Below are 24,908 nucleotides of genomic sequence, written 5' to 3'. Positions count from 1 at the left end.
TATGGCCATCATGATGCCTGCGAGCGACCAGGCCGTGCTCGCGCGCCGCGCGGACGTCGTTGCCGCACTGCGCGCAATCGTCCCCGGCGAAGGCGTGATCGACAGCGCCGCCGAGATGCGAGCCTATGAATCCGACGGATTGACGGCCTATCGGCAGCCGCCGATGGTCGTGGTGCTGCCTGACACCACCGAGCAGGTCTCGCTGGTCCTGAAATATTGTGCAGAGCAGGGGATCAAGGTCGTGCCCCGCGGGTCCGGTACCTCGCTGTCCGGGGGCGCGCTGCCGCTCGAGGACGGCGTGCTGCTCGGGCTCGGCAAGTTCAAGCGCATCCGCGAGATCGATTTCGACAACCGCGTCGTCGTCACCGAGCCCGGCGTCACCAACCTTGCCATCAGTCAGGCGGTCGCGCATGCCGGCTTCTATTACGCGCCAGACCCGTCCTCGCAGATCGCCTGCTCGATCGGCGGCAATGTCGCGGAAAATTCCGGCGGCGTGCATTGCCTGAAATACGGCATGACCACCAACAACGTGCTCGGTTGTGAGATCGTGCTGATGAGCGGCGAGATCCTGCGCATCGGCGGCAAGTCGGCGGAGAATCCCGGCTACGATCTGATGGGCGTCATCACCGGTTCCGAAGGCCTGCTCGGGGTCATCACCGAGATCACGGTGCGCATCCTGCAAAAGCCGGAGACCGCGCGCGCGCTGATGGTCGGCTTCGCCGAGGTCGAGGCCGCCGGCGAATGCGTGGCGCGCATCATCGGCGCCGGCATCATCCCTGGGGGCATGGAGATGATGGACAAACCCGCGATCCACGCCGCCGAGGCGTTCGTCCATGCTGGCTATCCGCTCGATGTCGAGGCACTGCTGATCATTGAGCTCGACGGTCCCAAGATCGAGGTCGACGAGCTGATCACGCGCGTCGAGGCGATCGCGAATGGCTGCGGCTCGACCACCTGCCAGATCTCGACCTCGGAGGCCGAGCGCAATCTGTTCTGGGCGGGCCGCAAAGCCGCGTTTCCCGCCGTGGGCCGCATCTCGCCCGATTATCTCTGCATGGATGGCACGATTCCCCGCGGCGCGCTGCCGAAGGCGCTGGCGCGCATCCGCGAGCTCGGCGAAAAATACCAGCTCGGCTGCGCCAACGTGTTCCACGCCGGCGACGGCAATCTGCACCCGCTGATCCTCTACGATGCCAACAAGCCCGGCGAGATCGAGCGCGCGGAGGCTTTTGGCGCCGACATCCTGCGCGCCTGCGTCGAATTCGGCGGCGTGCTCACCGGCGAGCACGGCGTCGGCATCGAGAAGCGCGACCTCATGCCGGATATGTTCACCGAGATCGACCTCAACCAGCAGCAGCGGTTGAAATGCGCCTTCGACGCGCAGGGTCTGCTCAATCCCGGAAAGGTGTTTCCGACCCTGCATCGCTGCGCCGAGCTCGGCCGCATGCATGTGCATGCAGGTAAGCTCGCGTTTCCGGATATTCCCCGGTTCTGAGCGACCGGGATCGCTCACACAAAGAGCCGCCGGGTTGAGACCGCGGCGGCTCTTGTCATTGGCCTATTGGCAATTGCGAGACGACCGTCAGTAGCCAGACTTCGTGCTCGCGCCACCAGACTTCGTGCTCGCGCCGGTGGTTTGGCCGGGAGCGTAGCCAGAAGCGCCGGGGTGACCTTTCTTAGAACCCATGGCGTGCTTCTTATGTCCCGGAGTGTAGCCGGATGCTCCCGGATGGCCTGCCTTGGAGCCTTTGGTCTGCATCTCTTGGCCCGGCGTCTTGCTTGATACGCCTTGGGCAAAGACGGCCGGCGCAGCGCCGATGAGGGCGATGGCAGAAAGTGCAACGATTATCCTCTTCATCTTCATTCCTCCTTCTGAAGGAAGCATCGTGATCAACGGGTTGGAAACTGCGCCGTTCCATGAACGCCTGTTCATCAATCTATTATCGCAGGTCCAGCAAATGCCCGATGGGCGCGTCGCGCCGATCCGCCGAAGCAGTGCCGGTGATCCCGACGATCGATGCAGAGCGCGAAGTCTGGTTGCGGGCGCCGCGAGATTGCGTCGCCCCACCGTTCTTGCTCGCTTCGTCCGGCTGGGCTGCTTCGGTAAGATGCGCCAGTTGACGACAAGCAGCGGAAGGCTTGCCTGCCAACGGGAGCGCCCCGGCCAGCGCTCTTTCGCGTTGCACCAGAGATTGTCAGCCCGGGCGAAGCGCAGTGTCTGACAGATTTGATTTCCGGCGCGAATTTCGTTACGGCCTCCTCTCGTGGATACGCTCAAGGTCAGAGACGGCAAAGACGTCGAAGAGGTGGTGCGCGCGGCGATCGCCAACGAGCAGCCGCTCGAGATCATCGGTCATGGCTCCAAGCGCGGTATCGGCCATGCGATGGCGACCAATGCCGTGCTCGACGTCTCCGCGCTCAATGCGGTCACCTCCTACGAGCCCAACGAGCTGATCGTCACGCTCCAGGCCGGCGCGCCGCTGGCCGACGTGCTGTCGCTGATCGATGCCAAGAACCAGCAATTCGCCTTCGAGCCGATGAACACGGCGCCGCTGCTCGGCACGCCGGCGCTCGGAACCATCGGCGGCATGATCGCCGCCGGGCTCGCCGGTCCGCGGCGGATCAGGGCGGGCGGGGCGCGCGATCATCTGCTCGGGGCGCACGCCGTTTCCGGCTTTGGCGACAGTTTCAAGACCGGCGGCAAGGTGGTGAAGAACGTCACCGGCTACGACCTTTGCAAGCTTCTCGCCGGCTCCTGGGGCACGCTGGCGGTGATGACCGAGGTCACGCTCAAGGTGATGCCCAAGCCCGAGGCCGAGCGGACGCTGTTGCTCCGCGGACTCGACGATGCCCGCGCCAACAAGGCGATGACGGCGGCGCTCGGCTCGCCCTTCGACGTTTCCGGAGCCGCGCATCTGCCGAAATCGGCCTTTCGCACCAAGGCCAATGGGCTCGGCGACGTCGCGGGCCAGGACGAGGCGCTGACCGTGCTGCGGCTCGAGGGCATCACGGCGTCCGCCGCGCACCGCGCCGGCTCGCTGCGCGAATTGCTGGCGCCGTTCGGAACCGCGACCCTGATCGAAGACGCCGCATCGTCCGCGCTGTGGGCCACGATCCGCGACGTCCTGCCGTTCGCGGCAAACGGCGCGCTGGGCGCTTGGCCGGTCTGGCGGATCGTCTGTCCGCCGGCGTCGGGTGCGGCGCTCGGCACCCAATTGGCACGCGAGACCGGCGGCGACCTGATCTATGATTGGGGCGGCGGACTGATCTGGGCGGCGGTGCCGCCGAAGCCGGACGCGCATGTCCCGGCCGTGCGCCAGCTCACCAACGCGTTCGGAGGACATGCCACGCTGATCCGGGCGACCGAGGACGTCAGGTGTGATATCGATGTATTCCATCCGCAAGCGCCTGGCATCGCGGCGCTGAGCGAGCGGGTGCGCGCCAGTTTCGATCCGAAGACCATTCTCAACCGGGGACGCCTGAGGCGGGGCGCTGCGGCATGAAGACCGAATTCTCACTGGCGCAGCTCGCCGACCCCGACATCGCCGAAGCCGACAAGATCCTTCGCGCCTGCGTCCATTGCGGCTTCTGCACCGCAACCTGTCCGACCTATGTACTCCTCGGCGACGAGCTCGATAGCCCACGCGGCCGCATCTACCTGATCAAGGAGATGCTGGAGAAGGACCAGGAGCCGACGGCGGAGGTGGTCAAACATATCGACCGCTGTCTGTCGTGCCTTGCCTGCATGACGACCTGCCCGTCAGGGGTGAACTACATGCACCTCGTCGACCAGGCCCGGGTCCGGATCGAGCAGCGCTATCAGCGGCCGCTGACTGAGCGGTTGTTGCGTCAGGTGTTGGCCTTCGTCCTGCCGGACCCGCAGCGTTTCCGCGCGAGCATGTGGCTGGCGCGGCTGGCCCGCCCGCTTGCCGTCTTCCTGCCGACGCCTCGGCCTTCGGCTACGCCCGGATTGATCCAGCGCATCAAGGCGATGCTGGCGCTGGCGCCGAACCGGCTGCCATCGCCCGGGCCCGCCGCCGGCAGCGTGTTCGCCGCGCTCGGCAAGAGACGCGGCCGGGTCGCTCTGCTGCAAGGCTGCGCCCAGCAGGTGCTGGCGCCGCGCATCAACCAGGCCGCCATCAGCCTTCTCACCCGCCACGGCATCGAGGTTGTCCTGGTCCGGGACGAGCAGTGCTGTGGCGCGCTGACCCATCACCTCGGCAACGACCACGATGCATTGGCACGGGCGCGCGCCAATATCGCTGCGTGGTGCCGGGAGGCGGCCGGCGAGGGGCTCGACGCCATCCTGGTGACGGCGTCCGGCTGCGGCACCGTGATCAAGGACTACGGCTATCTGCTGCGCGAGGATGTGGCGTTCGCAGCCGATGCGGCGAAGGTGTCCGCGCTTGCCAAGGACATCACCGAATACGTCGCCGGCCTCGGACTTTCGGCCACCGCGCCACAGGACAACATCGTGGTCGCCTATCACTCCGCATGCTCGTTGCAGCATGGGCAGAAAATCACGGGCCTTCCGAAAGAATTGCTTTCCAAGAATGGATTCGTGGTGAAAGATGTGCCGGAGAGCCATTTGTGTTGCGGTTCGGCGGGCACCTACAACATTCTCCAGCCCGAGCTTGCGGACCGGTTGCGCGATCGCAAGGTCGCCAACATCGCGAGCGTCAAGCCGGACATGATTGCTGCGGGCAATATCGGCTGCATGGTGCAGATTGCCAGTGGCACATCAATTCCGGTCGTACACACGATTGAGCTTCTCGATTGGGCTACGGGCGGGTCGCGGCCGGCATTGAACGTGCAAGTTTGAGCTTTCAAAAGCCGAGCTTTCGTCCGCAGGTGACGGCAGAAAGACGCCCGATCGACCATTGTTCGGCGGCAACAGGAGGACCACGATGGCGAAAGCGAAGAAGAAAAAAAGCAAGAAGGCCAAAAAGGCTAAGAAGGTCGTAGCGGCGAAGAAGAAGGCCGCGAAGAAGGCAGCCAAGAAGTCCGCGAAAAAGTCTGCAAAGAAAGCTGCGAAGAAATCTGCCAAGAAGGCAGCCCCGAAGAAAGCCGCCAAGAAGGCTGCGACGAAGTCGGCCAAGAAGGCCGCACCCAAGAAGGCCGCGAGGAAAGCGGCACCGAAGAAAGCGAAGGCAGCTCCTGCTCCGAAGCCATCAGCACCGGTGGAAGCTCCGGCTCCCGAGCCTGCCGCCGAGACAAGCTGGGCGATGCCTTCGTCTTCTACGGAATCGGCGCCGGCCGAGGGACAGGGGTAGGTCCAGCGACCGCGATCGACAACAGAAAGGCCGCTGCGGTGACGCTGCGGCCTTTTTGCATCGCCACAAGCACCTACAGAGGCCGCCCTTTCTCGCGCCTGTCTGATTCGTAACCTGGGTGCCACGCTTCCTGGCTTCCCCGTACTTGCACGGACCATCCTTTGCAGTTTGCGACGCAATTGATGTGTTCGAGAAGACACACAGGCTGACAACCTTTCGTGGAATCGTCAAAACGCCTAAAAAGTCGGCAGATGCCCGCGCTTTTTGCTTCACCGTTCGCACCCCTCAATTCACATTGCCGCAGTTACGAAATTTGCAATCAGGTCGAGCGCCCCGGGGGGGCTATTGGGACCTGACTAGGTCTAAGAACTGGCGATGGGGATCGAAATGAAAAAAGTGGCTTTGTTGGCAACGGCGCTGGCAATGGTGACGGGTTCGGCTTTCGCGGCAGATATGCCGGTCAAGGCATTGAAAGCCCCGCCGCCGCCCGCTTTCGAGCCCTGGGACGTCGCCTTCGGCGGCGGCATCATGAGCGACTATATTTTCCGCGGTATCACCCAGTCGAACCACAAGCCGTCGGTCACGGCCTATTTCGAGCCGCGCTACAACGTCACTAAGGACCTCCAGCTCTACGTGGGCGTGTCCGGTGAGAGCATCTCCTTCCCGAACCGCGCCGCGGCCGAGATCGACGTCTATGGCGGTATCCGCCCGACCTTCGGTGCCTTCGCCTTCGACATCGGCGTATGGGGCTATCTGTATCCGGGCGGCAGCTGCTTCTTCGGCGCGCCCGGAATTGACTTTGCCGGCAACTTCCAGGGCGCCGAGTGCGCCTCGCAGGCCCTGATCAATGGCAACGTGATCAAGAAGGACCTGAGCTTCTTCGAAGTCTACGGCAAGATGACTTATACGGTGAACGACAACTGGTCGTTCGGCGTCAACGAATACTACACCCCGAGCTACCTGAACTCCGGCGCCTGGGGCAACTACACCTCGATCACCGGCAAGTACATCGCGCCCAGCACGGTCTTCGGCTCGAGCGGCGTCGGCATGTATGTCTCGGGTGAGTTCGGCCGTCAGTGGCTCGGCACCTCCGACAGCTTCTACGGCGTGCCGGCGTTCCCGAACGGCATCAAGTACGCCGACTACAACACCTGGAACATCGGCATCGGCTTCACCTACAAGGTGTTCACGCTGGACCTGCGTTATTCCGACACCGACCTGTCCAAGGGTAACTGCAACGCCTTCACCAGCGACTTCTCCGCCCGCGGCAACATCGCTCCGAACCTCGGTACCGACGTGACCCCGATCAATCCGTCGGGAGTCGGCTCCAACTGGTGCGGCGCGGCCGGTATCGCCAAGCTGTCGTTCGACCTGACGGCGATGACCAACCTGAAGTAAGACTTTTCCCGGAATACTTGGCGAGGGCGGCAGAGCGATCTGCCGCCCTTTTGCTTGGGGCGAACGGCTCTCGTGGGGCGCCGGATTGATAGCTGTCGTCATGCCCTGGCCAACGGTTCATTCCGTCATTGCCGGGGCGCGAGCGGAGCGAGGGAGCCCGGAATCCATCGGGCCACAGAGTACGCGGCTGAATGGATTCTCACGGCCCCGTACCCGGGAATGACATTCCCGGAATGACGTTGACTCGCTCAGACATCAGAGACGCAGCACCAGATGTGCCGGGCATCCACGTTCTTCGTGCCGCTGGGCAAGGCGGGGAGATAGGCGAGCGGAAGCGACGCCATCCCTTGGACGGCTGTCCCAGCGATCACGATCCGGCAGGTAGCGCAGGCGGTCTCAGCGCGCCGCGCTCGGCTCCGCCTCGGCCGGCTCTTGGCTGCTGCCGAGTACGTGGATCTCTCCGCTCTCCACCATCGCGACCTTGCGGGTGTGGAAGACGTCGAGCGTCGAGCGGTGCCCGATCGAGACGATGGTGGCTTGCGGCAGCTTCTCCGCCAGCAACCGGTACAGCCGGGCCTCCGACAACTCGTCGAGCGAGGCGGTCGCCTCGTCGAGGAAGAGATAGTCGGGCGCATGCAGCAGGGCGCGGGCGAGCCCCAGGCGCTGCTGTTCGCCCAGCGACAGCGTCCGGTTCCAGTGGCCTTCCTCGTCAAGCCGTCCCGACAGCCGCGGCATGCCGACCCCCGCCAGGGCCTCCCTGATCTTGTCGGGCGCGATCGTGCCGTGCTCGGCGGGGTAGATCACGGCATCGCCGAGCGGGCCGACCGGGAAATACGGCCGCTGCGGCAGCATCATCAGCCGGGCGTTCTCGGGGATGGAGATCGTCCCGGTGCCGAACGGCCAGATGCCGGCGACGGCGCGGAACAGCGTCGACTTGCCTGAGCCCGACGGCCCAGTCACCAGCACCCGCTCCGACGGCTGGATCGTGAAGGCATCGACCGTGACCAGCGGCGCGCCGTTTGGCAGCTTCACCAGCAACTGCTGGAGTGCGATCGCCTTGCTGCGGCTGGACGGCGCAACGCCAATGGTGGGCTCGTGCGCCGCGATGTTGGCGGCTGCGGCGACCGACATCTCGAAGCCGTCGAGACGGGCGACCACCGCACGCCATTCGGCGAGCGAGCGGTAGGCCGTGACGAAGAAGGACAGCGCATCCTGCACGCTGCCGAATGCCGAGCCGGTCTGCATCATGTCGCCGAGCTGAATCCTCTTGGCGAAGAAGGCGGGCGCTACCATCACATAGGGAAAGACCACCGCCGCCTGCTGGTAGCTTGCCGTGAATGCTGTGAGGCGCTTGGTCCGGCTCATGATCGCGTACCAGTTGGCGATGACGAAGCCGAAGCGGTGCAACAGGCGTCCTCGCTCGGCACGTTCACCCTTCAGGAGCGCGATCTGCTCGGAATTTTCGCGCACCCGGACCAGGTTGAAGCGGAAATCGGCTTCAAAGCGCTGCTGCTCGAAATTGAGATTGACGAGCGGTACACCGATCCAGTGCGTCAACGCGGTGCCCAGGATCGCGTAAACCAGCGCAGACCACACCAGAAAACCGGGGATGACGAGATCGGTGCCGTAAATGTGCAGAGGCGCCTTGTTGGACAGGCCCCAGAGGATGACGACGAACGATGCCAGCGTCACGATCGACGACAGCAAGCCGAGCCCGATGGTCAGCGTTTGCTCGACGAAGGTCTTGACGTCCTCGGTGATGCGCTGGTCCGGGTTGTCGGCGGCCTCGCCCCTGAGCTGCATGCGGTAGTGCGTGGCGCCGTCGAGCCATTCGCCGAGATAGTGTCGCGTCAGCCACTGCCGCCAGCGGATCTGCAGCCACTGGTTCAGGTAAAGCTTGTACACGGCCAGCGCGACGAAGGTGAAGGCGAGGCCGAGGAAGATCCAGATCTCCGTAACGAAGGCGTCCAGATCGTAGGCCTGTAGCGCACTGTAGAACCGGTTCTGCCACTGATTGACGAGGACATTGATCGCGACCAGCGCCAGCTCCATGGCAATGACGGCGGCGAGCAGGCCACGGCCGGCCCATTTGTCCTCCGATCGGAAATAGGGCATGGCGATTCGCCAGACGATCGCGAGCGTGGCGCGGATGTTCTTCACAGAGCTGGGTCTCCTCAGGGGATGTGCATAACGGCCCAGAGCCAAATGGCTGAGGCAATGGCGGAAATGGGCGCGCTTAGACTAAAGTCGCAAGTTCTGCAATTTGCGTTGGCTTGTCGCAGCTCGCAACCCTAGCATGGGGTTCGACGGCGCGGGGCGGGGTGCTTCGGGATTTCGCGAGCTTGTGAGCGGACGGGAACCGCCGCATTCGCGAGGAATTCGCGTCCGACTTGGGGGTTATCGCTTCCAGCGTCAAGCAGGACCGGCTCTCCACGCGGGTCGCCTGCCACAAACATGCGTGGGGGAGGAAGACTATGTGGAATCAAATCTATGACCCGCTGCACAGCCCGGTGCTGTCGACGATCGCGGCGGCAGTGCCCGTCGTCACGCTGCTGGTCCTGATCGCGAGCGGCCGCGTCCAGGCCCACATTGCGGCCGTCATCGCCGTGATCGTGACCAACCTGATCACGATCTTCGTCTTCACCATGCCCGCGAACATGTCGATCCGCGCCTCGGTGCTGGGCATCGTCACCGGGTTCTTCCCCATCGGCTGGATCGTCCTCAACGTCATCTTCCTCTATCAGGTGACGGTAGGGTGCGGGAAATTCGAACTGCTGAAGCGCGCGATCGGCGGCGTCACCGAGGACCGGCGTTTGCAATTGTTGCTGGTGGCGTTCTCGTTCGGTGCCTTCTTCGAGGGCGCCTCGGGCTTCGGCACGCCGGTCGCGATCACCGGCGCGGTGCTGATCGGGCTCGGCTTCTCGCCGCTCGCGGCCTCCGGCCTGTCGCTGATCGCCAACACCGCGCCGGTCGCCTACGGCGCGCTCGGCACGCCGATCCAGGGCCTTGCCTCCGTCACCGGGCTCGATCCCTATATCTTGGGTGCGATGGTCGGCCGGCAATTGCCGTTCTTCTCGCTGATCGTGCCGTTCTGGGTGGTGTGGGCCTTCGCGGGCTGGAGGGGCATGAAGGACGTCTGGCCGGCGATCCTCGTCACGGGCGTGTCGTTTGCGATTCCGCAATATGTGATCTCGAACCACATCAATCCCTGGATCGTCGACATCGGGGCATCGCTGATCTCGATGGGCGCCCTCATCCTGTTCCTGAAGGTGTGGCAGCCGAGGCAGCTCTGGCTGTCGCCGGAGCTGGGCGGGCACGATGAATCGGCGGCGACCATGACGCCGGCGAAGCCGCTCGACAAAACCCCGCTCACGCAAGCGGAGCTCTGGAGCGCGCTGCTGCCGTGGATCATCGTCTGCGTCGTGATGCTGATCTGGGGCAGCGGCTGGTTCAAGACCTGGGCGAACTCGATCTTCGTTTGGAACTACGCCGTTCCCGAGCTGCACCAGATCATCAACAAAATGCCGCCGGTGGCGGCGAAGCCGACTCCGGAAGCCGCGGTGTTCAGCTTCACCTACCTGTCCTTCACCGGAACGGGCATGCTGATCGCGGCGATCATCTCCGGCTTCCTGATGGGCGTCGGTCCCGTCAAACTCGTGACCGAGTACGGCCGCACCATCCGGCTGTGCGCGATCTCGCTGATCACGATCTCCGCGATGCTCGCGATCGGCACCTTGACGCGCTTGTCCGGCGTCGACGCGACGCTCGGCCTCGCCTTCGCGGCCACCGGCGTGCTCTATCCCTTCTTCGGCACGTTGCTTGGCTGGCTCGGTGTTGCGCTGACGGGATCGGACACCGCCTCAAACGTGCTGTTCGGAAACCTGCAGAAGATCACCTCCGAGCAGCTCGGTCTGTCGCCGGTCCTGATGGCTGCGGCGAACTCATCCGGCGGCGTGATGGGCAAGATGATCGACGCGCAATCGATCGTCGTCGCCTCCACCGCCACCAATTGGTACGGCCACGAGGGCACCATCCTGCGCTTCGTGTTCCGGCACTCGATCGTGCTTGCCTGCCTCGTCGGCGTGCTTGTGACGTTGCAGGCCTATGTCTGGCCGTTCACGGCGCTGGTGCTGAAGTAGCGGTCGACGCCAAAGCCGCGACGCAAATCCCCGCGAGGCTCGCCTCGCGGGGATTTTTGTATCGACATCCACCATGGGCGAACCTTCTCAAGAACGCTGCCGTCTTATAGAAGGTGCGGCAAGTCAGGTCGGTCGAGAGGTCTTATGGTTTTGCTCAAGCGGTTGGTGTGTGCGGCAATTGCAATGCTCGCGATGTCCACGCTCGCGCGTGCCGAGGAGGGGTTCCCCTTCGGCACCGAAATGACGCTGGAAGCGCTGCCACAGCCCGGCTCGAAGCGGATACCGAACATCGAGATCGGCGACAATGGCGAGGTGGTGCTGGAGCTCTGGTGCAAGGGCGGCAAGGGCCAGTTCTCGGTCGCCGGCAACACCGTGATCTTCGTCCCCGGCCAGATCCAGGACCGCTCCTGTCCGCCGGCAAAGGCGCAGGCCGACGACGATCTCGTGGCCGCGCTCGGCAGCGTCGAAACCTGGAAGCGCCAGGGCGACGTGCTCATGCTGGTTGGTCCCAAGCCGCTGCGCTTTCGCGTCAACGGGAATTAGCTTTCGCAGTGCGCTCGTCCCGGACAAGGCGGAGCGCGTAAGCGCTGCGCCGCAGAGCCGGGACCCAGAATCCTATCCTCGGACGTGCTCGTAGCTTCTGGGCCCCGGCTCAGCAGCGCATCACTGACGTGCTGCGCTGCGTCCGGGGCACGAGAGTCTACTTCCACACCGACTTGTCGGCGTCCCAGCGCTGGGCTTTCAGCTCCTTGGCAAGCGCCTCGATCGAGCCGTTGTCGTCGGGCAGATCGCCTTCTTCGTCCGGGCTCGCGTCATCGGACAGGTTGAGCTTGGCGCCGCTGCTCTCATCGGATGTGGTCGTCGCGGGGCTGCCGATCCAAAGCATGAGCTTGTCGGTCGTGCCGGGCTTGTCGGGCGAGACGAGGCCTGCGACCTCGATCGTGTCGGTGAGTTCGAGCGCGGCGAAATCCTGGTTCGGCCGCTTGAAGACGAGCTTGAGCTTGCCGGTGGCGGGGTTGAAGCTCTGCGAGACCGGCTTTGCCGCGAGCGTCCTGCTCAGCACGCCCGCAACCGCGGTCGCGAGCTTGTCGCGGTTGATCTTGTCGCCATCGCGCCAGTCGGCGGCGGGGAAGCGGATAGTGCGGTCCATCTCGGTCATGCCCGCGGTCCAGCCCGCGGCGGTGACGCCGGGCATCGCCTTGAACTTTGCCAGCAGCGCCCCCGCGCGCTCCGGATCGACCGACATGTTGATGGTCTGCTCACCGGCGCGCAGCGCGTCGCAGCCGACATTGAGGCTGGCCAGCGTCACCTCGACCTCCTGGCCCTTCAGGCTCTTCAGGAAGTCGGTGGCGGCATCGAGCTTGACCTTGACGGCGATCGCCTCCGGCGAGACGTCGGTGAAATCCTTCGGCTGCGGCGTGATGCCGTCATCGGAGATCTGGTTGTCCAGAAATTCCTTCTCGCTGAGATCGGAATTGTCGGGCGAGGTGACCTCGGTCACGGCCTGCCCGATCGTGATCTGGCCGCGGAACTCGAACATGTCCCCGGCCTGCTTGCGCAGCAGCTTGACGCTGACCGGCGCCTTCGCGCCGAGGCTCTGCGTCGTGCCCGTCAGGTTCTGGCCTGCGACCTGGAGATTGACGACGAAGCGGTCCTTGCGGTCGGAGTTCTTCGCGACGGGATAGCAGACGTCGAGCACGGCCGCCGTGACCGTCTTGCCCTGACGCGTCTCCTTCAAGATCACGTCGGCATTGCCGTCCATCAGCCCGTCGATCGAGGTGAAATAGCGCGTCTCGACGCCGCCGGGCGTCGTGGCCTTCGGCGACAGCTTCATCTGGGCGGAAGCGACCTCGGGTGAGGCGGCGAGTAGGGCCACCAAAAGGGCTGTCGAACAAACCGGAAGCGCGCGCATCGACGAAATCCTCGAGCAATCAGAATCGGGGCCACCGTAGTGGGTTTTGGCCGCCGGTTGAATCGGAAAGCGGAGGGGCAGGGTCGGCAAAAAAGAAGGCCGCCCGGAGGCGGCCTTCGTAACACTGGAAGGTGAGGATGGGCCTTAGAAGCCGCCCATGCCGCCGCCGGCCGGCATGGCGGGCGGAGCTTCCTTCTTCGGCATTTCGGCGACCATGGCTTCGGTGGTGACCAGCAGGCCGGCCACGGAGGAGGCGTCCTGGAGCGCGGTGCGCACCACCTTGGCGGGATCGATGATGCCCTTCTCGACCATGTCGACATAGTCCTCGTTCTGGGCGTCGAAGCCGAAAGTCTCGGACTTGTTCTCCAGGATCTTGCCGACGACGATCGAGCCTTCCACGCCGGCGTTCTCGGAGATCTGGCGGATCGGGGCTTCCAGCGCCTTCAGCACGATGTTGATGCCGGCCTGGACGTCGGCATTGTCGTTGGACAGGCGGCCGACCGCCTTCTTGGCGCGCAGCAGCGCGACGCCGCCGCCGGGCACGATGCCTTCCTGCACCGCGGCACGGGTGGCGTTGAGCGCGTCCTCGACGCGGTCCTTCTTCTCCTTGACCTCGATCTCGGTGGCGCCGCCGACGCGGATCACCGCGACGCCGCCGGCGAGCTTGGCGAGGCGCTCCTGGAGCTTCTCACGGTCGTAGTCCGAGGTGGTCTCCTCGATCTGCGCCTTGATCTGGCCGACGCGGGCCTCGATGTCGGGCTTTTTGCCGGCACCGTTGACGATCGTGGTGTTCTCCTTGTCGATCACCACCTTCTTGGCGCGACCGAGCATCTTCACCGTGACGTTCTCGAGCTTGATGCCGAGCTCTTCGGAGATGAGCTGGCCGCCGGTGAGAACCGCGATGTCCTCGAGCATGGCCTTGCGGCGGTCACCGAAGCCAGGCGCCTTGACGGCGGCGACCTTGAGGCCGCCCCGCAGGCGGTTGACGACCAGGGTGGCGAGCGCCTCGCCCTCGACGTCCTCGGCGACGATGACGAGCGGCTTGCCCGACTGCACCACGGCTTCGAGCACCGGCAGCATGGCCTGCAGGCCCGAGAGCTTCTTCTCGTGCAGGAGGATGTAGGCGTCCTCGAGCTCGGCGGTCATCTTCTCGGCATTGGTGACGAAGTAGGGGCTGAGATAGCCGCGGTCGAACTTCATGCCCTCGACGATGTCGACCTCGGTGTCGAGCGACTTGTTCTCCTCGACGGTGATGACGCCCTCATTGCCGACCTTCTGCATCGCCTGGGCGATCATCTTGCCGATGGCGGCATCGCCGTTGGCCGAGATGGTGCCGACCTGGGCGACTTCGGAGGAGGCGGCGACCGGCTTGGCGCGCTTCTCGATGTCCTTGACCACGGCCGCAACCGCGGAATCGATGCCGCGCTTGAGGTCCATCGGGTTCATGCCGGCGGCAACCGCCTTGGCGCCTTCGCGCACGATGGCCTGGGCCAGCACGGTCGCGGTGGTGGTGCCGTCGCCGGCGAGGTCGTTGGTCTTGGAGGCGACCTCACGTACCATCTGGGCGCCCATGTTCTCGAACTTGTCCTCGAGTTCGATCTCCTTGGCGACGGTGACGCCGTCCTTGGTGATGCGGGGGGCGCCAAAGCTCTTCTCGATGACGACGTTGCGGCCCTTCGGGCCGAGCGTCACCTTGACGGCGTTGGCGAGAACGTCGACGCCGCGCAGCATGCGATCGCGCGCGTCTCCGGAAAACTTGACGTCTTTGGCAGCCATTTCTGCAATCCCTCGTGTTTCGTGATGTATCTGCCGCTTGTGTTGCACCAATCCCGGGTCCGCAAGTCGAACCCGGCGGAATGATGGATGCCCGGATCGCGCGATCCGGGCATGACATTCAGCGGCCGTTCAGACGGATGGCCTTAGGCCAGCACGCCCATGATGTCCGACTCCTTCATGATCAGGAGCTCTTCGTTCTCGATCTTGACCTCGGTGCCCGACCATTTGCCGAACAGCACGCGGTCGCCGACCTTGAGGTCGATCGGGATCAGCTTGCCGGTCTCGTCGCGGCCGCCCGGGCCGACGGCGACGATTTCGCCCTGGGAGGGCTTTTCCTTGGCGGTGTCGGGAATGATGATGCCGCCCTTGGACTTTTCCTCGGCGTCGATACGTTTGACCACGACACGGTCATGCAGCGGACGAAATTTGGATTTAGCCATGACGTTTCCCTTTGGAGGCTCGCTTCGGAAGTAGTGGAAGTGGGTTGGGGCGGCGCTTCCGTCCACCCTCTTCCCGAGGATCGAACGGCACGCTTAGCAATCGGGCTTTCCGAGTGCTAATAGTGCGCCCGGAAATATGGCTTGGCCGCGATCCTGTCAAGCAAAGGTGGTTAAGCGATTGGTGAGGCGGATATAGGATGGTGGCATTGGAAACTCGTTCGGGGCGCCGGCGTATCAAACGACGGCATTGCTCCGGCGGCTGTTTTGCGCTTGGCTGCGGGAGGGGTGCGGCCATGGTCTTGTTCGGGGGAATGCCATGATCAGTTCAGCTCGCGCGCGCACGGTTGCCAATCTGGCCGCCGCGTCTTGTCTGGCGCTATTGCTGGGCGCCTGCGGCGGCGGCATGAGCCTGCCGTCCTTCTCGTCGTCTTCGCCGCCGCCCGAGGCTGAGCCCGGCACCGGCCCGGAAATGCCCGCGACGATCCGCTCCGACGAGATCGTCGGCCGCTGGGGTCTCGCCTCGTTCCAGAATCCGGCCGACCGCGCCCGCACCGAGGCTGCCGCCCGGGCGCAGTGCAAGAATCCCTATGTGATCACCGCCGGCTCCTCCGGCGGCGTGATCATGCATCTGGCCGACCAGGCGACCCCGCAGGAGCTGCGGCTGAAGGGCTCGCCGAGCGGCAAGAACTACATCGGACCCGCCGGCCCGACGCCGGGCGAGCAGGACCGCGAGATCATCTCCTTCGATGGCCGCGTGCTGATCACCCGCTTCATCGACAAGGACGCCGCCACCCGCTACGGCAACATGGTCTACGTCCGCTGCGCGCCGAGGGCGTGATCGGGATTCCGGCCTAACCACGCGTCATTGCGAGCGGTAGCGAAGCAATCCAGAGTCTTTCCACGGTGACGGTCTGGATTGCTTCGCTACGCTCGCAATGACGGCAAACAAAAAAACGCCGGCTTGCGCCGGCGTTTCGTCTTTCCGTAGTCGACGCCCGCTCAGTCGAACAGCGCGTCGATGTCGTCCTGCGAGGCATGGCCGACGTCGCCGGCGAGCTTCGGGCCGTTGAGGAGCTTTTCGTCATCGCTGCGGCTGTCGACAGGCGCCGGCACATGGGCCTTGATCGCGTCGACGCCGCCCCAGATCTCCATCATCGCATTGATGTGCTGCTCGATGAACTTCATCGTGGTCATGACCTTGCTGATGCGCTGGCCGGTCAGGTCCTGGAAGTTGCAGGCTTCGAAAATCGAGATGACGCGTTCCTGGATGTCGTCGGCGAGCCGCTTCTGCTGATCGGCCGATTGCACCTTGGACATCGCGCTGGCCGCCTGGTCGATCGACTCGGCGGCTTCGAGGATTTGCTGCGTCGCCTGCTCGGTGCCGCCGACGACCGCGCCGAGCTCGCCATTGACCTTGGCCATCTCGCCGCCGTCGAAGCTCTTGCCGTGCAGCGTCGCGATCTCGCGCTTGGTGCGGTCGATGGCGTCGTGGATGAGGTCGAGCTCGACCTTCAGCTTCTCGCACTGCTCGATCTGCGCCCGGTAGGTCTCGAGCATGGTACGAGCTTCCGAGAGCTCGTGGGCGGTGGAGGCGTCGATCGCCGCCATGGCTGCGCTGCCGGACAAGGGCACAGTGCCCTTCGCCATCTGTGCGCGGATCGCACGCAGCTCGGCCATGATCTCGCTATGCATCGGGATTGCCTCTTCGGTTACGTCAAGAATCGGCATCTCGCCACCGGCGATATCTTCGACGCGAAAACGCTTGCGGTGAACAGCCATCAGGATACTCCCCCCACCTCATTCACGCGTCTTTGTAGGCAGAAGCGATTTAACACGAAGTTCACAGCCGGAACTGTTGTGCGGCATCGCGCGACGGCGTGCAAAGAAGCGATTAACCATGGCTGCGCTGCGTTCATCGAAAATAAACGCTGATCGCCAAATTGGGCCGCGCTTGACGACGTGGTGAATCCAAACGCCTGATACGTTTACCAAACAAAACGGCTTTTGCTTTTTATTGACCCCGTCGCGGCGGCCGATCAGCCAGGCGCCTTCCCCGACGCATGTGATCTAGACGAAACAGTACAGAGTACGTCGATGTTCAAGAAAATGTCTGTCGCGCTGCTCGGCAGCGCTTGCACCTTCATTGCCGGCGCAAACAGCGCCAGCGCCTTCGATAACACCGTGCCGAACGATCCGCCCGCGGTGCTCTATGCGCCGCAGGTGCCGCCGGCGCCGGTGCGCGTCGCCTCCAACTCGAACATGGGCGGCGGCTTCATCGAATTCCTGTTCGGTGACGGTCCCGGCCGCGGTCCGGCCTACGCGCCGCAGCAGCCGGTGTATCAGCAGCAGCCGGCCTATTACGATCAGCGCCGTCTGCCGCCGATGGGCGAGCCGCAGATGCAAGGCGGAGTTCAGCAAGGCGCGCTCCAGCAGGATGCGGTCGATCCGCGGCAGCGTCCGTTCGATCCGAAATTCGAGAAGCAGCTCGTCGACTATAGCGGCAAGGAAAGTCCCGGCACGATCGTGGTCGATACGCCGAACAAGTTCCTCTATCTCGTCGAGGGCAACGGCAGGGCGATGCGCTACGGTATCGGTGTGGGCCGTCCCGGCTTCACATGGTCCGGCGTGAAGTCGATCACCGCCAAGCGCGAATGGCCGGACTGGACGCCGCCGGCGGAAATGCTCGTACGCCGCCCCGATCTGCCCCGGCACATGGAAGGCGGCCCGGAAAATCCGCTGGGCGCCCGCGCGATGTATCTCGGCTCCACGCTCTACCGCATCCACGGCTCCAACGAGCCCTGGACCATCGGCACCAACGTCTCCTCCGGCTGCATCCGCATGCGCAACGAGGACGTCATCGACCTCTACGGCCGTGTCAATGTCGGCACCAAAGTCGTGGTGATGTGAGGCGTTGTGCGCTTGAAGCGAGCCGTCAACCCGCGCCGGCTCGCGATGCGCGGCATCGAAGGCGTTGCGTGCCGCCGGCGAACGCCTAGAGCATGATCCGGAAAAGTGTGCTGCGGTTTTCCGAAAAGATCATGCTCAAACAAAAACCTAAAGCGCGATGAGGATTGATCCTGATCTCATCGCGCTTTAGGTCTATGCTCGCTGACGGTGCCGCGTCGACCCGGCAACGGAGCAGCGACGACGAGTTGATGAATGGGAATGCGGTGCGCGAGCGGAGCGGTTCAACCGCCGCGCCGACAGCTCTGCCTTCCTGAGCCGCTCGTGCAGTCCCTCCAACTCGTACAATTCGGTGATGAGATGTGTCGTCACGTCGGACAAGGTTGCAATGCGCTGCTGAAGTGAACTCATTTTAAAACCCCGACTGTTGCCAAGAGCGGCAGCCACATCGTGTGTGGCATGAGCAACGTGTTCTTCCAGTTGAACACCCATGTCCGAATTTGGAAATCCGGGAGTCTACGGCCGCGCGCGTCAGAAAGTGATTTCGTTTTTCATGGTGAACTCGGGCGCGTCCGGCAACGTTCAGCTCAGTGTAAGCCAGCAACCGTGCGCATTAGTCATACTATAGAACGGCTTCTCTGCGCGCGGTGGCACAAGAGGCGCTTGAGCTACGCCCTAAAAGAAAGCGGCCGCCTAGAGGCGGCCGTTTCGTATCTACCGGGTGAATTGCTCACGTGTAATCGCTGCCGCCATCGTCGCCGCCGCCGAAATCGCTGTCGTCGCCGGTGTCCATGTTGTCGTCGCGATCGTCGCTGTAATTCTGGTCGTTGTTGTCCCGATCGTTCGACGCCTGATCGAAGAAGCCTTGGCGCGAGTCGTCGCGGCGGTTCGAGCCGATATCGTCGAGGCCCGCATCGCGCGCGAGCGAGCCGCCGGACTGGTCACTGCCGCCCCAAGGACTTCCACCAGCGCTGCGGTCGCCCAGGGCGTTGGTGTCGCCAAAGGCCTGCTGATGCGGTCCGCCCATCATGCCGCGGATGCTGGAGAGCAGCAGCGAGCCGCCGACGACGCCGGCCGCGGCGGCCGCCGCCGTGCCGAGGAATGAGCCGCCGCCACCGCCGATCGGCGGCGCGCCATAGCCCTGACCCGGACCCTGGCCGTAGGCCTGACCGTAAGACGGCTGGCCGTAGCCCGGCTGGGTCTGCTGCATGGCCTGGCCGCTATTCCAGACCGGCCGCGAGTCGCGCGGCGGCACGTTCGGAACCGAACCCCGCGACGGGCCTCCGCCGAACAACGTCTCGCGCATGGAATCCAGGAAGCCGCCGGACTGCGCCTGCTCGGGCGCCTGCCCCGCTTCCAGCTCCTGGATACGGGCGTGGGCGCGCTTCAGCGCTTCGTCCTGCAACAGCACGGTCTGCACCAGCGCGTAGATCGCACCGGGTGCCTTGCGCAAGCCGTCGGAGATCGCGGCGGTCGCGTCCGGATCGCGCGGTGCATTTTCCAGTTTGGTAAGCCGGTCGAAAAGCTCGTCGACGAGCTGGCGTTCCTGCGGCGTCATGATCTGTCTCCTCTGCGCAAAACCAAGCGCGCAGGAGATGTAGGGTTCCATTGTGGCCCCAACAGTGCCGGCCGGATTAAATTTCCGTATGCGACAAGCTGCCCCGCCGCTTCGGCAGGTTTTTCGCGTCTTCCGCGGTTTCCGTGATCAGAAGCGGGAGGTCGTGGCCCATGCGGCTCACAGAGCGACCATCGTCGTGGAAGCCCTCGGCCCGGTAAACACCGAAGGAAGTTTCCGTCAGAGTGAAATGCCACCCCGGCAGCTCTGGAAAAGTCGGTTCTCGATTATCCATAATATCACCCCAGCGTGACGCCGCTGTCCGCCAGCAGACGTGGGAACGCGTCGCCGGCGAGATAAGCGTGCTCGCGTTCGCGCACATCCGTCATCGGGTCGAGGCCGACAAGGACGTCATCGACGAAGCCGGGATGGCACATCACGAGACCGCCCTCGGGGAGGCCTTCCAGGAACTGCCGCATCAATGCGCCGAAATCCGCCGCCCGCGTGAAGTCGTAAGCCCCGGCGAAGCCGGGATTGAAGCTGAGACCGGCCGCGTCGGCGCGGCGGCGGAATTGCGCGCTGAGGATATCGAGCACCATGGCCTTTAGTGAGCCCAGCCGCTGCGCCAGCGGCAGGTTGCGTCCGCACTGGCGTAGCCAGGCGTTCGGTGCGGTCTCGCTAACGGCATCGATGAAGCCGTCGCGCACCTGCGGATAGAGCTGCACATGCTGGTGACCGTCGACGAAGTCGGGCGCACGCCCGAATGCCTCCGTGAAGGCTGCGAGCTGCGCCTTCACCTCATTGCGAAAGAATTCGCGGTCGAGTCGCCGCATCAGTCCGGCGCGCAGCAGCTTCGGAAAGGCCAGGAACATGTCGCCGTCGAGAGGGCGGAAATGCATGGTGAGCGGCCGGAACGGTGCCGACAGCGTCACGTGCAAGCCGATGGCGCAGCGCGGGCTCGATTTGGCTGCCGCGTCCAGCGCCTCGAACTCACTGCGCGCGATCGCGGGTCCCACCATCATCACCGAGGTGGCGTTGAGGCGGCCGCGTTCGATCAGGTCGCGGATGGCGCGGTTGACGCCCGGGCTGATGCCGTAATCGTCGGCGCAAAGCCAAATCCGCCGCAGGCCCGCGGCAGCACTCATTCGGCGGCCGTCCTTTTCGAAGCGTCGTCGGCGTTGTCGGCCTCGAAATGCTTTTCGCTGTGCTCGGCGACGAAGTAGATCGGGCGCGCCTTCAGCTCGGAGAGAATCTTGCCGATATATTCGCCGACGATGCCGATCATGATGAGCTGCACGCCGCCGATGGTCATCAGGCCGACCACGAGCGAGGGATAGCCGGGCACCTGCTTGCCGGTCGTGAAGACCTCCCAGAGGATGGAGAGGCCGAACAGGAAGGCGATACCGGCAAGAGCCGCGCCGAGCAGGCTGGCGAAGCGCAGCGGTGCCACCGAGAACGAGGTCAGGCCCTCGATCGACAGGCCGAGCAGGCGAGCGGCGTTGAAGGTGGTGACGCCATGGGCGCGCGGCGCCGGTTCGTAGTCGACACGGATCTGGCGGAAGCCGATCCAGCTGGCCAGTCCCTTGAAGAAACGGTTGCGCTCCGGCAGCTGCCTCAGCGCTGCGACCGCGCGCGGTGAGAGCAGGCGGAAGTCACCGGCGTCCTCCGGAATCTTCTGCCGCGCGCCCCAATTGATCAGCGCGTAGAAGCCGTGCACGGCGAGCCGCCGCAGGAAGGGCTCGTTGTCGCGATGCGCCTTGGCGGTATAGACGACGTCGTAGCCGTCTTCGATCCAGTGCTGCACCAGCTGCTCGACCAGGGCCGGCGGATGCTGGCCGTCGCCGTCCATGAACATGACGGCGCCGAGCCGGGCATGGTCGAGGCCGGCCATCAGCGCCGCCTCCTTGCCGAAATTGCGCGACAGCGAGACCACCTGGACGCCGATCGCGTCGGCCGGCAGGCTGCGGGCGATCGACAGCGTCGCATCCGCACTGCCGTCGTCGACATAAACGACCTCGCAAGCGAGCCGATAGCGCTGCCGCAAGGTCTTCGCGAGCTCGCAGATCCGCTGATGCAGGGCGGCGAGGCCCGCCGCCTCGTTGTAGACGGGGACGACAATCGACAGTCCCTTCGCGGCGGCGCTGGCCGCTGTGGTCGTCATGCCGGAAACGTCAGAGCCCAGCGTCATCGATCAAGGTTCCAGAGGCGTTTAGGTCTTCTCAACCGCATATGGTAGCAGCCGTTTGCTGTCGCTACGCTGAACAAAGCTAGGGCTCACCGCCCCAGGAACGCTTCGAGCTTGGCGAACAGCGGGTTCTCCCGGTCGAACACGTAGTCGAGCGAAACCACCGAGACGGTCTCGGCGCCATGCTCGCGCAGGAAGCTCGCCAGCGCATAGAGCTGCCCGGGAGGGCAGTGCAGCGTCAGCATGCCTGACGAGGTCGGTCCGCCAAACGGGGCCTCGACGCCGAACCGGCTGTGGGCCTCGCCGAGCAGGGCGGCGTCGCACTGCCGGAAGCGGGTGCGGACCTCGCGGTACTTGTTGGCCCGCGCCCGCGCCGCAATGTGATCGAGGATGACGCGCGCGGTCTCGCGCGCCTGCGGCGACCAGTCGGCCTCCTTCGAGGCGACCAGATTGGCCTGGCTGCGCAGGATCACGCCGTCGTCGAGCACCCGCAAGCCATTGGCGGCGAGCGTCGCACCGGTCGTGGTGATGTCGACGATCAGCTCGGCGCTGCCGGCCGCGGGCGCGCCTTCGGTCGCGCCGGCGCTTTCGACGGTGCGGTAGTCGGTGATGCCGTGGCTCTGGAAGAAGGCGCGGGTCAGATTGATGAACTTGGTCGCGACCCGCATCCGCATGTGATGCTGCTCGCGGAAGCCGGTGGTGACGTCGTCGAGGTCGGCCATGGTGCGGACGTCGATCCACGCCTGCGGCACCGCGACGACGACATCGGCATAGCCGAAGCCGAGCCCTTCGATCAGCGACACGCGCTTGTCGGCATCAGCGATGTTCTCGCGCACCAGATCTTCGCCGGTGACGCCGAGATGCGCGAAACCGCGGGAGAGTTGCGAGGCGATCTCGCTCGCCGAGAGATAGGCGACCTCGACATTGTCGAGGCCCGCGATGGTGCCGCGATAGTCGCGGGCACCGCCGGCCTTCGACAGCTTGAGCCCGGCGCGGGCGAAGAAGGCTTCGGTGTTTTCCTGCAGGCGCCCCTTGGAGGGAACGGCCAGAACAAATGGCGCGCTCATGACTTAAGCTCCCACCTTGCGGCCGATCTTGGTCAGCGCATCCACCCAGACCGAGAAGCCGACCGCGGGGATCGGCTGCGCTGAGCCGAGCTGCGTCATCAGCCCGTCATAGCGGCCGCCGGCGACCAGCGGCTCGGCGCCATTACCCCTGTGATGCAATTCGAACTCGAAGCCGGTGTAATAGTCGAGCCCGCGTCCGAACGCGGTCGAGAAGCGCGTCAGCTTCACGTCGATGCCGCGCGCCGCCATGAAGCCGACCCGGCTCTCGAGCTGGTCGATCGCAGCCGTGAGATCGAGCTTGGCATCGGCGGTCAGTGCGCGCAGCTCTGCGATGGCATCGTCGGGATTGCCTGCGATCGACAGGAAGCGTTTGAGCACGGTGATCGCCTCGCGCGGCAGCGCGCCACCCTTGAGGGTCGATTGCTCGAGGAAGCGGTCGGCGATCTCAGCCGTGGTGCGGCCGCCGACATGGGTGGTGCCGGCGATCGACATCAAATCGGTGACGAAGGCGAGCGCTGCCTTGCGATCGGAGCCGGCAAGCGCGGCGAGCACGCCCTCATATTCGCTGCGGGTCGCGGTGGCCGCGGCCGCCAGCCGCTCCAGATCCTGCTCCAGGCTGATCTTGCGGTTGAAATCCTTGACCAGCCGGCGGCGCCAGACCGGATAGAGATCGAGCGCGTCGAGCAGGGCATTGAACAGCGCGACGTCGCCGGTGCGGATCTCGACGTCGCCGACACCGAAGGCGGCAGTCGCCTCCAGCGCCAGCGCCAGCATCTCGGCATCGGCCGCGGCGCGGTCCTGGCGTCCGAACGATTCGATGCCGGCTTGCAGGAATTCGCTGGCCTGGCCGCTGCGGTAGCGGAACACCGGGCCGAGATAGCTGAACCCGGCCGGCTGGCCGGCGCGAGCAGAGGCGAGGTAATCGCGCGCCACTGGAATGGTCAGGTCCGGGCGCAGGCAGAGCTCCTCGCCCGTGAGGTCCGTGGTCAGGTAGAGGCTCTTGCGGATGTCTTCGCCCGAGAGGTCCAGGAACGGCTCGGCCGGCTGCAGGATGGCGGGCTCGGCCCTGACATAGCCCGCCTGCGCGAACGACAAGAGCAGCGTATCCGCCCAGGCGGCGGAGCCGGCAGCATTTGAGGTGGCAGTCGCGGTCATAACAGGGGTCCATCGATCCGGTGGAACCGGGCAGGCAAAGGGGGAAACGGGATTTGGCGCAGCCCTTAGCATGGCCCGAAAGCGGTTTCGACCTCCAAAGGATCAATCGCTTAACGGCCGGGCAATTCATCGTTCATCGTCAGGCCGACGGAAGCTAGCCAGTCTTGCCGCCCCAATCGCCCAGCACCGCCTGCACCAGCGCCAGCGCCGCCACCGCGGCGGTGTCGGCCCGCATGATCCGGGGGCCGAGCGCCAGCCGCAGGATCTTCGGCTGCCGCAGCAGCAGCGCCCGTTCCTCGTCGGCAAAGCCGCCTTCGGGGCCGATCAGCACGTCGATACCTTGGTCGGCCTCGGGCGCGCTTTGCAGGTTCTGAACGGGGTTTTCGACCTCCGCCGCCTCATCGCAGAAGATCAGCAGGCGGCCCGCGGCGCGCTGGCTGAGGTACCGCTCCAGCGGCACCGGCTCGGCCACCGCGGCGATGCTGAGGATGCCGCATTGCTCGGCCGCTTCGACGACGTTGGCGCGTATCCGCTCGGTGTTGACCCGGGAGGCCTGGGTGAACCGGGTCTGGACCGGCTGAAGCGTGGCAGCGCCCATCTCGATGGCCTTCTGGACCATGTAGTCGAGCCGGGCATGCTTGAGCGGGGCGAAAACGTAGGTGAGGTCGGGTAGCCGGTCCTGGGGCCGGGTCTGCTGGAGGATGACGAGGCCGTCCGGCCGCTTGCGGCCTTCGATGGCAGCTTGCCACTCGCCGTCGCTGCCGTTGAAAGCCAAAACCTCGGCCCCGGCGGCAAGCCGCAGCACATTGCCGAGATAGTTGCTCTGGTCGCGGTCGAGCGGGACCCTGGCGTCCTGGGCCAAGGGAGCGTCGACGAACAGGCGGGGGGCGCGAAAATCGTGGGAAGGCATCGTTCAAAGGTCCAATTTATCGCCGTTCTTAACCGAAAGGCGCCATTTCGGGGGTAAATATTGCCAAACTGGTGCGTCCCAGCGCCGCGCTCTTGCCCTATTCCACGGGTTGTTAAGCGCTGGCGGGAATCGTAAAAACGCGAACACGCTGGTTGCGCTTCAATTGGGAAGGCGCCGAAACCCGTAAGCTCCTG

The 24,908-nt window shown here is 64.8% G+C and carries 21 protein-coding genes; 10 read left to right on the top strand and 11 right to left on the bottom strand.

Translation table 11 applies throughout. From position 1 onward, the window contains the following. Position 1: 1 nt before the first annotated feature. The 6 genes from AAE027_RS26160 to AAE027_RS26135 all read left to right on the top strand — a co-directional run bounded on the left by AAE027_RS26160 (position 2) and on the right by AAE027_RS26135 (position 6,671). Positions 2–1,495 carry an FAD-linked oxidase C-terminal domain-containing protein gene (locus tag AAE027_RS26160; protein ID WP_091886972.1) on the top strand — a complete coding sequence of 498 codons (1,494 nt, stop codon included), beginning with the start codon at positions 2–4 and terminating at the stop codon, positions 1,493–1,495. Between the two features lie 331 nt (positions 1,496–1,826). Further along, on the top strand, positions 1,827–2,222 hold the full coding sequence (locus AAE027_RS26155; RefSeq protein ID WP_176945552.1) for a hypothetical protein: 396 nt from the start codon (positions 1,827–1,829) through the stop codon (positions 2,220–2,222). A gap of 42 nt (positions 2,223–2,264) precedes the next feature. Next, on the top strand, positions 2,265–3,503 hold the full coding sequence (locus AAE027_RS26150; protein ID WP_091886970.1) for an FAD-binding protein: 1,239 nt from the start codon (positions 2,265–2,267) through the stop codon (positions 3,501–3,503). After that, the gene (glcF, locus tag AAE027_RS26145; RefSeq protein ID WP_370986361.1) at positions 3,500–4,822 is read left to right on the top strand and encodes a glycolate oxidase subunit GlcF; all 1,323 of its coding nucleotides are present in this window, start codon (positions 3,500–3,502) and stop codon (positions 4,820–4,822) included. Before AAE027_RS26150 ends, glcF begins: the two co-directional genes overlap by 4 nt. 85 nt (positions 4,823–4,907) lie before the next feature. Further along, positions 4,908–5,273 carry a histone gene (locus AAE027_RS26140; RefSeq protein WP_370986360.1) on the top strand — a complete coding sequence of 122 codons (366 nt, stop codon included), beginning with the start codon at positions 4,908–4,910 and terminating at the stop codon, positions 5,271–5,273. 387 nt (positions 5,274–5,660) lie between these two features. Beyond that, positions 5,661–6,671: a TorF family putative porin gene (locus AAE027_RS26135; protein ID WP_091887077.1), complete on the top strand. Its 1,011-nt coding sequence runs from the start codon at positions 5,661–5,663 to the stop codon at positions 6,669–6,671. Positions 6,672–7,067: 396 nt separating this feature from the next. Here the strand turns inward: AAE027_RS26135 and AAE027_RS26130 are convergent, their stop codons facing one another. Continuing rightward, on the bottom strand, positions 7,068–8,831 hold the full coding sequence (locus AAE027_RS26130) for an ABC transporter ATP-binding protein/permease (protein ID WP_370986359.1): 1,764 nt from the start codon (positions 8,829–8,831) through the stop codon (positions 7,068–7,070). A 314-nt stretch (positions 8,832–9,145) separates the two neighbouring features. Here AAE027_RS26130 and AAE027_RS26125 point away from each other — a divergent pair, with 314 nt between their 5' ends. Both AAE027_RS26125 and AAE027_RS26120 read left to right on the top strand, forming a co-directional pair. Further along, positions 9,146–10,810, top strand: coding sequence for an L-lactate permease (locus AAE027_RS26125; protein WP_370986357.1), 1,665 nt, complete (start codon positions 9,146–9,148; stop codon positions 10,808–10,810). 144 nt (positions 10,811–10,954) lie between these two features. Then, positions 10,955–11,353, top strand: coding sequence for an META domain-containing protein (locus AAE027_RS26120; RefSeq protein WP_370986356.1), 399 nt, complete (start codon positions 10,955–10,957; stop codon positions 11,351–11,353). Positions 11,354–11,510: 157 nt separating this feature from the next. On the opposite strand, the gene AAE027_RS26115 is transcribed toward AAE027_RS26120, so the two are convergent. From AAE027_RS26115 to AAE027_RS26105, 3 genes are all read right to left on the bottom strand, one after another. After that, entirely contained in the window at positions 11,511–12,722 is a 1,212-nt protein-coding gene (locus AAE027_RS26115; protein WP_370986355.1) for a hypothetical protein, read from the bottom strand. A 144-nt stretch (positions 12,723–12,866) separates the two neighbouring features. Then, positions 12,867–14,498 carry a chaperonin GroEL gene (gene groL / locus AAE027_RS26110; protein ID WP_091886952.1) on the bottom strand — a complete coding sequence of 544 codons (1,632 nt, stop codon included), beginning with the start codon at positions 14,496–14,498 and terminating at the stop codon, positions 12,867–12,869. Positions 14,499–14,641: 143 nt separating this feature from the next. Continuing rightward, positions 14,642–14,938 (bottom strand): co-chaperone GroES, encoded by a 297-nt coding sequence (locus AAE027_RS26105; RefSeq protein WP_091886950.1) that lies wholly within the window; start codon positions 14,936–14,938, stop codon positions 14,642–14,644. A gap of 316 nt (positions 14,939–15,254) precedes the next feature. On the opposite strand from AAE027_RS26105, the gene AAE027_RS26100 reads away from it, so the two are divergent. Continuing rightward, on the top strand, positions 15,255–15,776 hold the full coding sequence (locus AAE027_RS26100; protein ID WP_164934682.1) for a hypothetical protein: 522 nt from the start codon (positions 15,255–15,257) through the stop codon (positions 15,774–15,776). 161 nt (positions 15,777–15,937) lie between these two features. Here AAE027_RS26100 and AAE027_RS26095 read toward each other — a convergent pair whose 3' ends face one another. Beyond that, the gene (locus AAE027_RS26095; RefSeq protein ID WP_370986354.1) at positions 15,938–16,717 is read right to left on the bottom strand and encodes a protein phosphatase CheZ; all 780 of its coding nucleotides are present in this window, start codon (positions 16,715–16,717) and stop codon (positions 15,938–15,940) included. A gap of 315 nt (positions 16,718–17,032) precedes the next feature. Between AAE027_RS26095 and AAE027_RS26090 the strand changes: the two genes are divergently transcribed. Beyond that, positions 17,033–17,845, top strand: a complete 813-nt coding sequence (locus tag AAE027_RS26090) for a L,D-transpeptidase (protein ID WP_091886944.1) — start codon at positions 17,033–17,035, stop codon at positions 17,843–17,845. Positions 17,846–18,572: 727 nt separating this feature from the next. On the opposite strand, the gene AAE027_RS26085 is transcribed toward AAE027_RS26090, so the two are convergent. The 6 genes from AAE027_RS26085 to AAE027_RS26060 all read right to left on the bottom strand — a co-directional run bounded on the left by AAE027_RS26085 (position 18,573) and on the right by AAE027_RS26060 (position 24,714). Further along, positions 18,573–19,400 carry a DUF2076 domain-containing protein gene (locus AAE027_RS26085; protein WP_370986352.1) on the bottom strand — a complete coding sequence of 276 codons (828 nt, stop codon included), beginning with the start codon at positions 19,398–19,400 and terminating at the stop codon, positions 18,573–18,575. A 296-nt stretch (positions 19,401–19,696) separates the two neighbouring features. Beyond that, positions 19,697–20,542: a ChbG/HpnK family deacetylase gene (locus AAE027_RS26080; protein WP_370986351.1), complete on the bottom strand. Its 846-nt coding sequence runs from the start codon at positions 20,540–20,542 to the stop codon at positions 19,697–19,699. Then, the gene (locus AAE027_RS26075) at positions 20,539–21,585 is read right to left on the bottom strand and encodes a glycosyltransferase family 2 protein (RefSeq protein WP_128931379.1); all 1,047 of its coding nucleotides are present in this window, start codon (positions 21,583–21,585) and stop codon (positions 20,539–20,541) included. Before AAE027_RS26075 ends, AAE027_RS26080 begins: the two co-directional genes overlap by 4 nt. A gap of 86 nt (positions 21,586–21,671) precedes the next feature. Further along, entirely contained in the window at positions 21,672–22,649 is a 978-nt protein-coding gene (gene hisG / locus AAE027_RS26070) for an ATP phosphoribosyltransferase (protein ID WP_091886940.1), read from the bottom strand. Positions 22,650–22,652: 3 nt separating this feature from the next. Continuing rightward, on the bottom strand, positions 22,653–23,804 hold the full coding sequence (locus tag AAE027_RS26065) for an ATP phosphoribosyltransferase regulatory subunit (protein ID WP_370986350.1): 1,152 nt from the start codon (positions 23,802–23,804) through the stop codon (positions 22,653–22,655). 154 nt (positions 23,805–23,958) lie between these two features. After that, the gene (locus tag AAE027_RS26060) at positions 23,959–24,714 is read right to left on the bottom strand and encodes a 16S rRNA (uracil(1498)-N(3))-methyltransferase (RefSeq protein ID WP_370986349.1); all 756 of its coding nucleotides are present in this window, start codon (positions 24,712–24,714) and stop codon (positions 23,959–23,961) included. Between the last annotated feature and the right edge of the window lie 194 nt (positions 24,715–24,908).

It is taken from the genome of Bradyrhizobium sp. DN3 (assembly GCF_041357655.1).
Lineage (GTDB): Bacteria > Pseudomonadota > Alphaproteobacteria > Rhizobiales > Xanthobacteraceae > Bradyrhizobium.
The sequence above is the reverse complement of the archived record's forward strand: the minus strand, read 5'-3'. Positions and strand labels throughout refer to the sequence as shown.

Coding starts and splice junctions, on each gene's coding strand:
- hisG (WP_091886940.1), bottom strand. CDS start 22,649: ATGAGCGCGCCATTTGTTCTGGCCGTTCCCTCCAAGGGGCGCCTGCAG.
- AAE027_RS26100 (WP_164934682.1), top strand. CDS start 15,255: ATGATCAGTTCAGCTCGCGCGCGCACGGTTGCCAATCTGGCCGCCGCG.
- AAE027_RS26090 (WP_091886944.1), top strand. CDS start 17,033: ATGTTCAAGAAAATGTCTGTCGCGCTGCTCGGCAGCGCTTGCACCTTC.
- AAE027_RS26160 (WP_091886972.1), top strand. CDS start 2: ATGGCCATCATGATGCCTGCGAGCGACCAGGCCGTGCTCGCGCGCCGC.
- AAE027_RS26065 (WP_370986350.1), bottom strand. CDS start 23,804: ATGACCGCGACTGCCACCTCAAATGCTGCCGGCTCCGCCGCCTGGGCG.
- AAE027_RS26105 (WP_091886950.1), bottom strand. CDS start 14,938: ATGGCTAAATCCAAATTTCGTCCGCTGCATGACCGTGTCGTGGTCAAA.
- groL (WP_091886952.1), bottom strand. CDS start 14,498: ATGGCTGCCAAAGACGTCAAGTTTTCCGGAGACGCGCGCGATCGCATG.
- AAE027_RS26140 (WP_370986360.1), top strand. CDS start 4,908: ATGGCGAAAGCGAAGAAGAAAAAAAGCAAGAAGGCCAAAAAGGCTAAG.
- AAE027_RS26060 (WP_370986349.1), bottom strand. CDS start 24,714: ATGCCTTCCCACGATTTTCGCGCCCCCCGCCTGTTCGTCGACGCTCCC.
- AAE027_RS26125 (WP_370986357.1), top strand. CDS start 9,146: ATGTGGAATCAAATCTATGACCCGCTGCACAGCCCGGTGCTGTCGACG.
- AAE027_RS26115 (WP_370986355.1), bottom strand. CDS start 12,722: ATGCGCGCGCTTCCGGTTTGTTCGACAGCCCTTTTGGTGGCCCTACTC.
- AAE027_RS26120 (WP_370986356.1), top strand. CDS start 10,955: ATGGTTTTGCTCAAGCGGTTGGTGTGTGCGGCAATTGCAATGCTCGCG.
- AAE027_RS26075 (WP_128931379.1), bottom strand. CDS start 21,585: ATGACGCTGGGCTCTGACGTTTCCGGCATGACGACCACAGCGGCCAGC.
- AAE027_RS26135 (WP_091887077.1), top strand. CDS start 5,661: ATGAAAAAAGTGGCTTTGTTGGCAACGGCGCTGGCAATGGTGACGGGT.
- AAE027_RS26080 (WP_370986351.1), bottom strand. CDS start 20,542: ATGAGTGCTGCCGCGGGCCTGCGGCGGATTTGGCTTTGCGCCGACGAT.
- glcF (WP_370986361.1), top strand. CDS start 3,500: ATGAAGACCGAATTCTCACTGGCGCAGCTCGCCGACCCCGACATCGCC.
- AAE027_RS26155 (WP_176945552.1), top strand. CDS start 1,827: ATGGCAGAAAGTGCAACGATTATCCTCTTCATCTTCATTCCTCCTTCT.
- AAE027_RS26095 (WP_370986354.1), bottom strand. CDS start 16,717: ATGGCTGTTCACCGCAAGCGTTTTCGCGTCGAAGATATCGCCGGTGGC.
- AAE027_RS26085 (WP_370986352.1), bottom strand. CDS start 19,400: ATGACGCCGCAGGAACGCCAGCTCGTCGACGAGCTTTTCGACCGGCTT.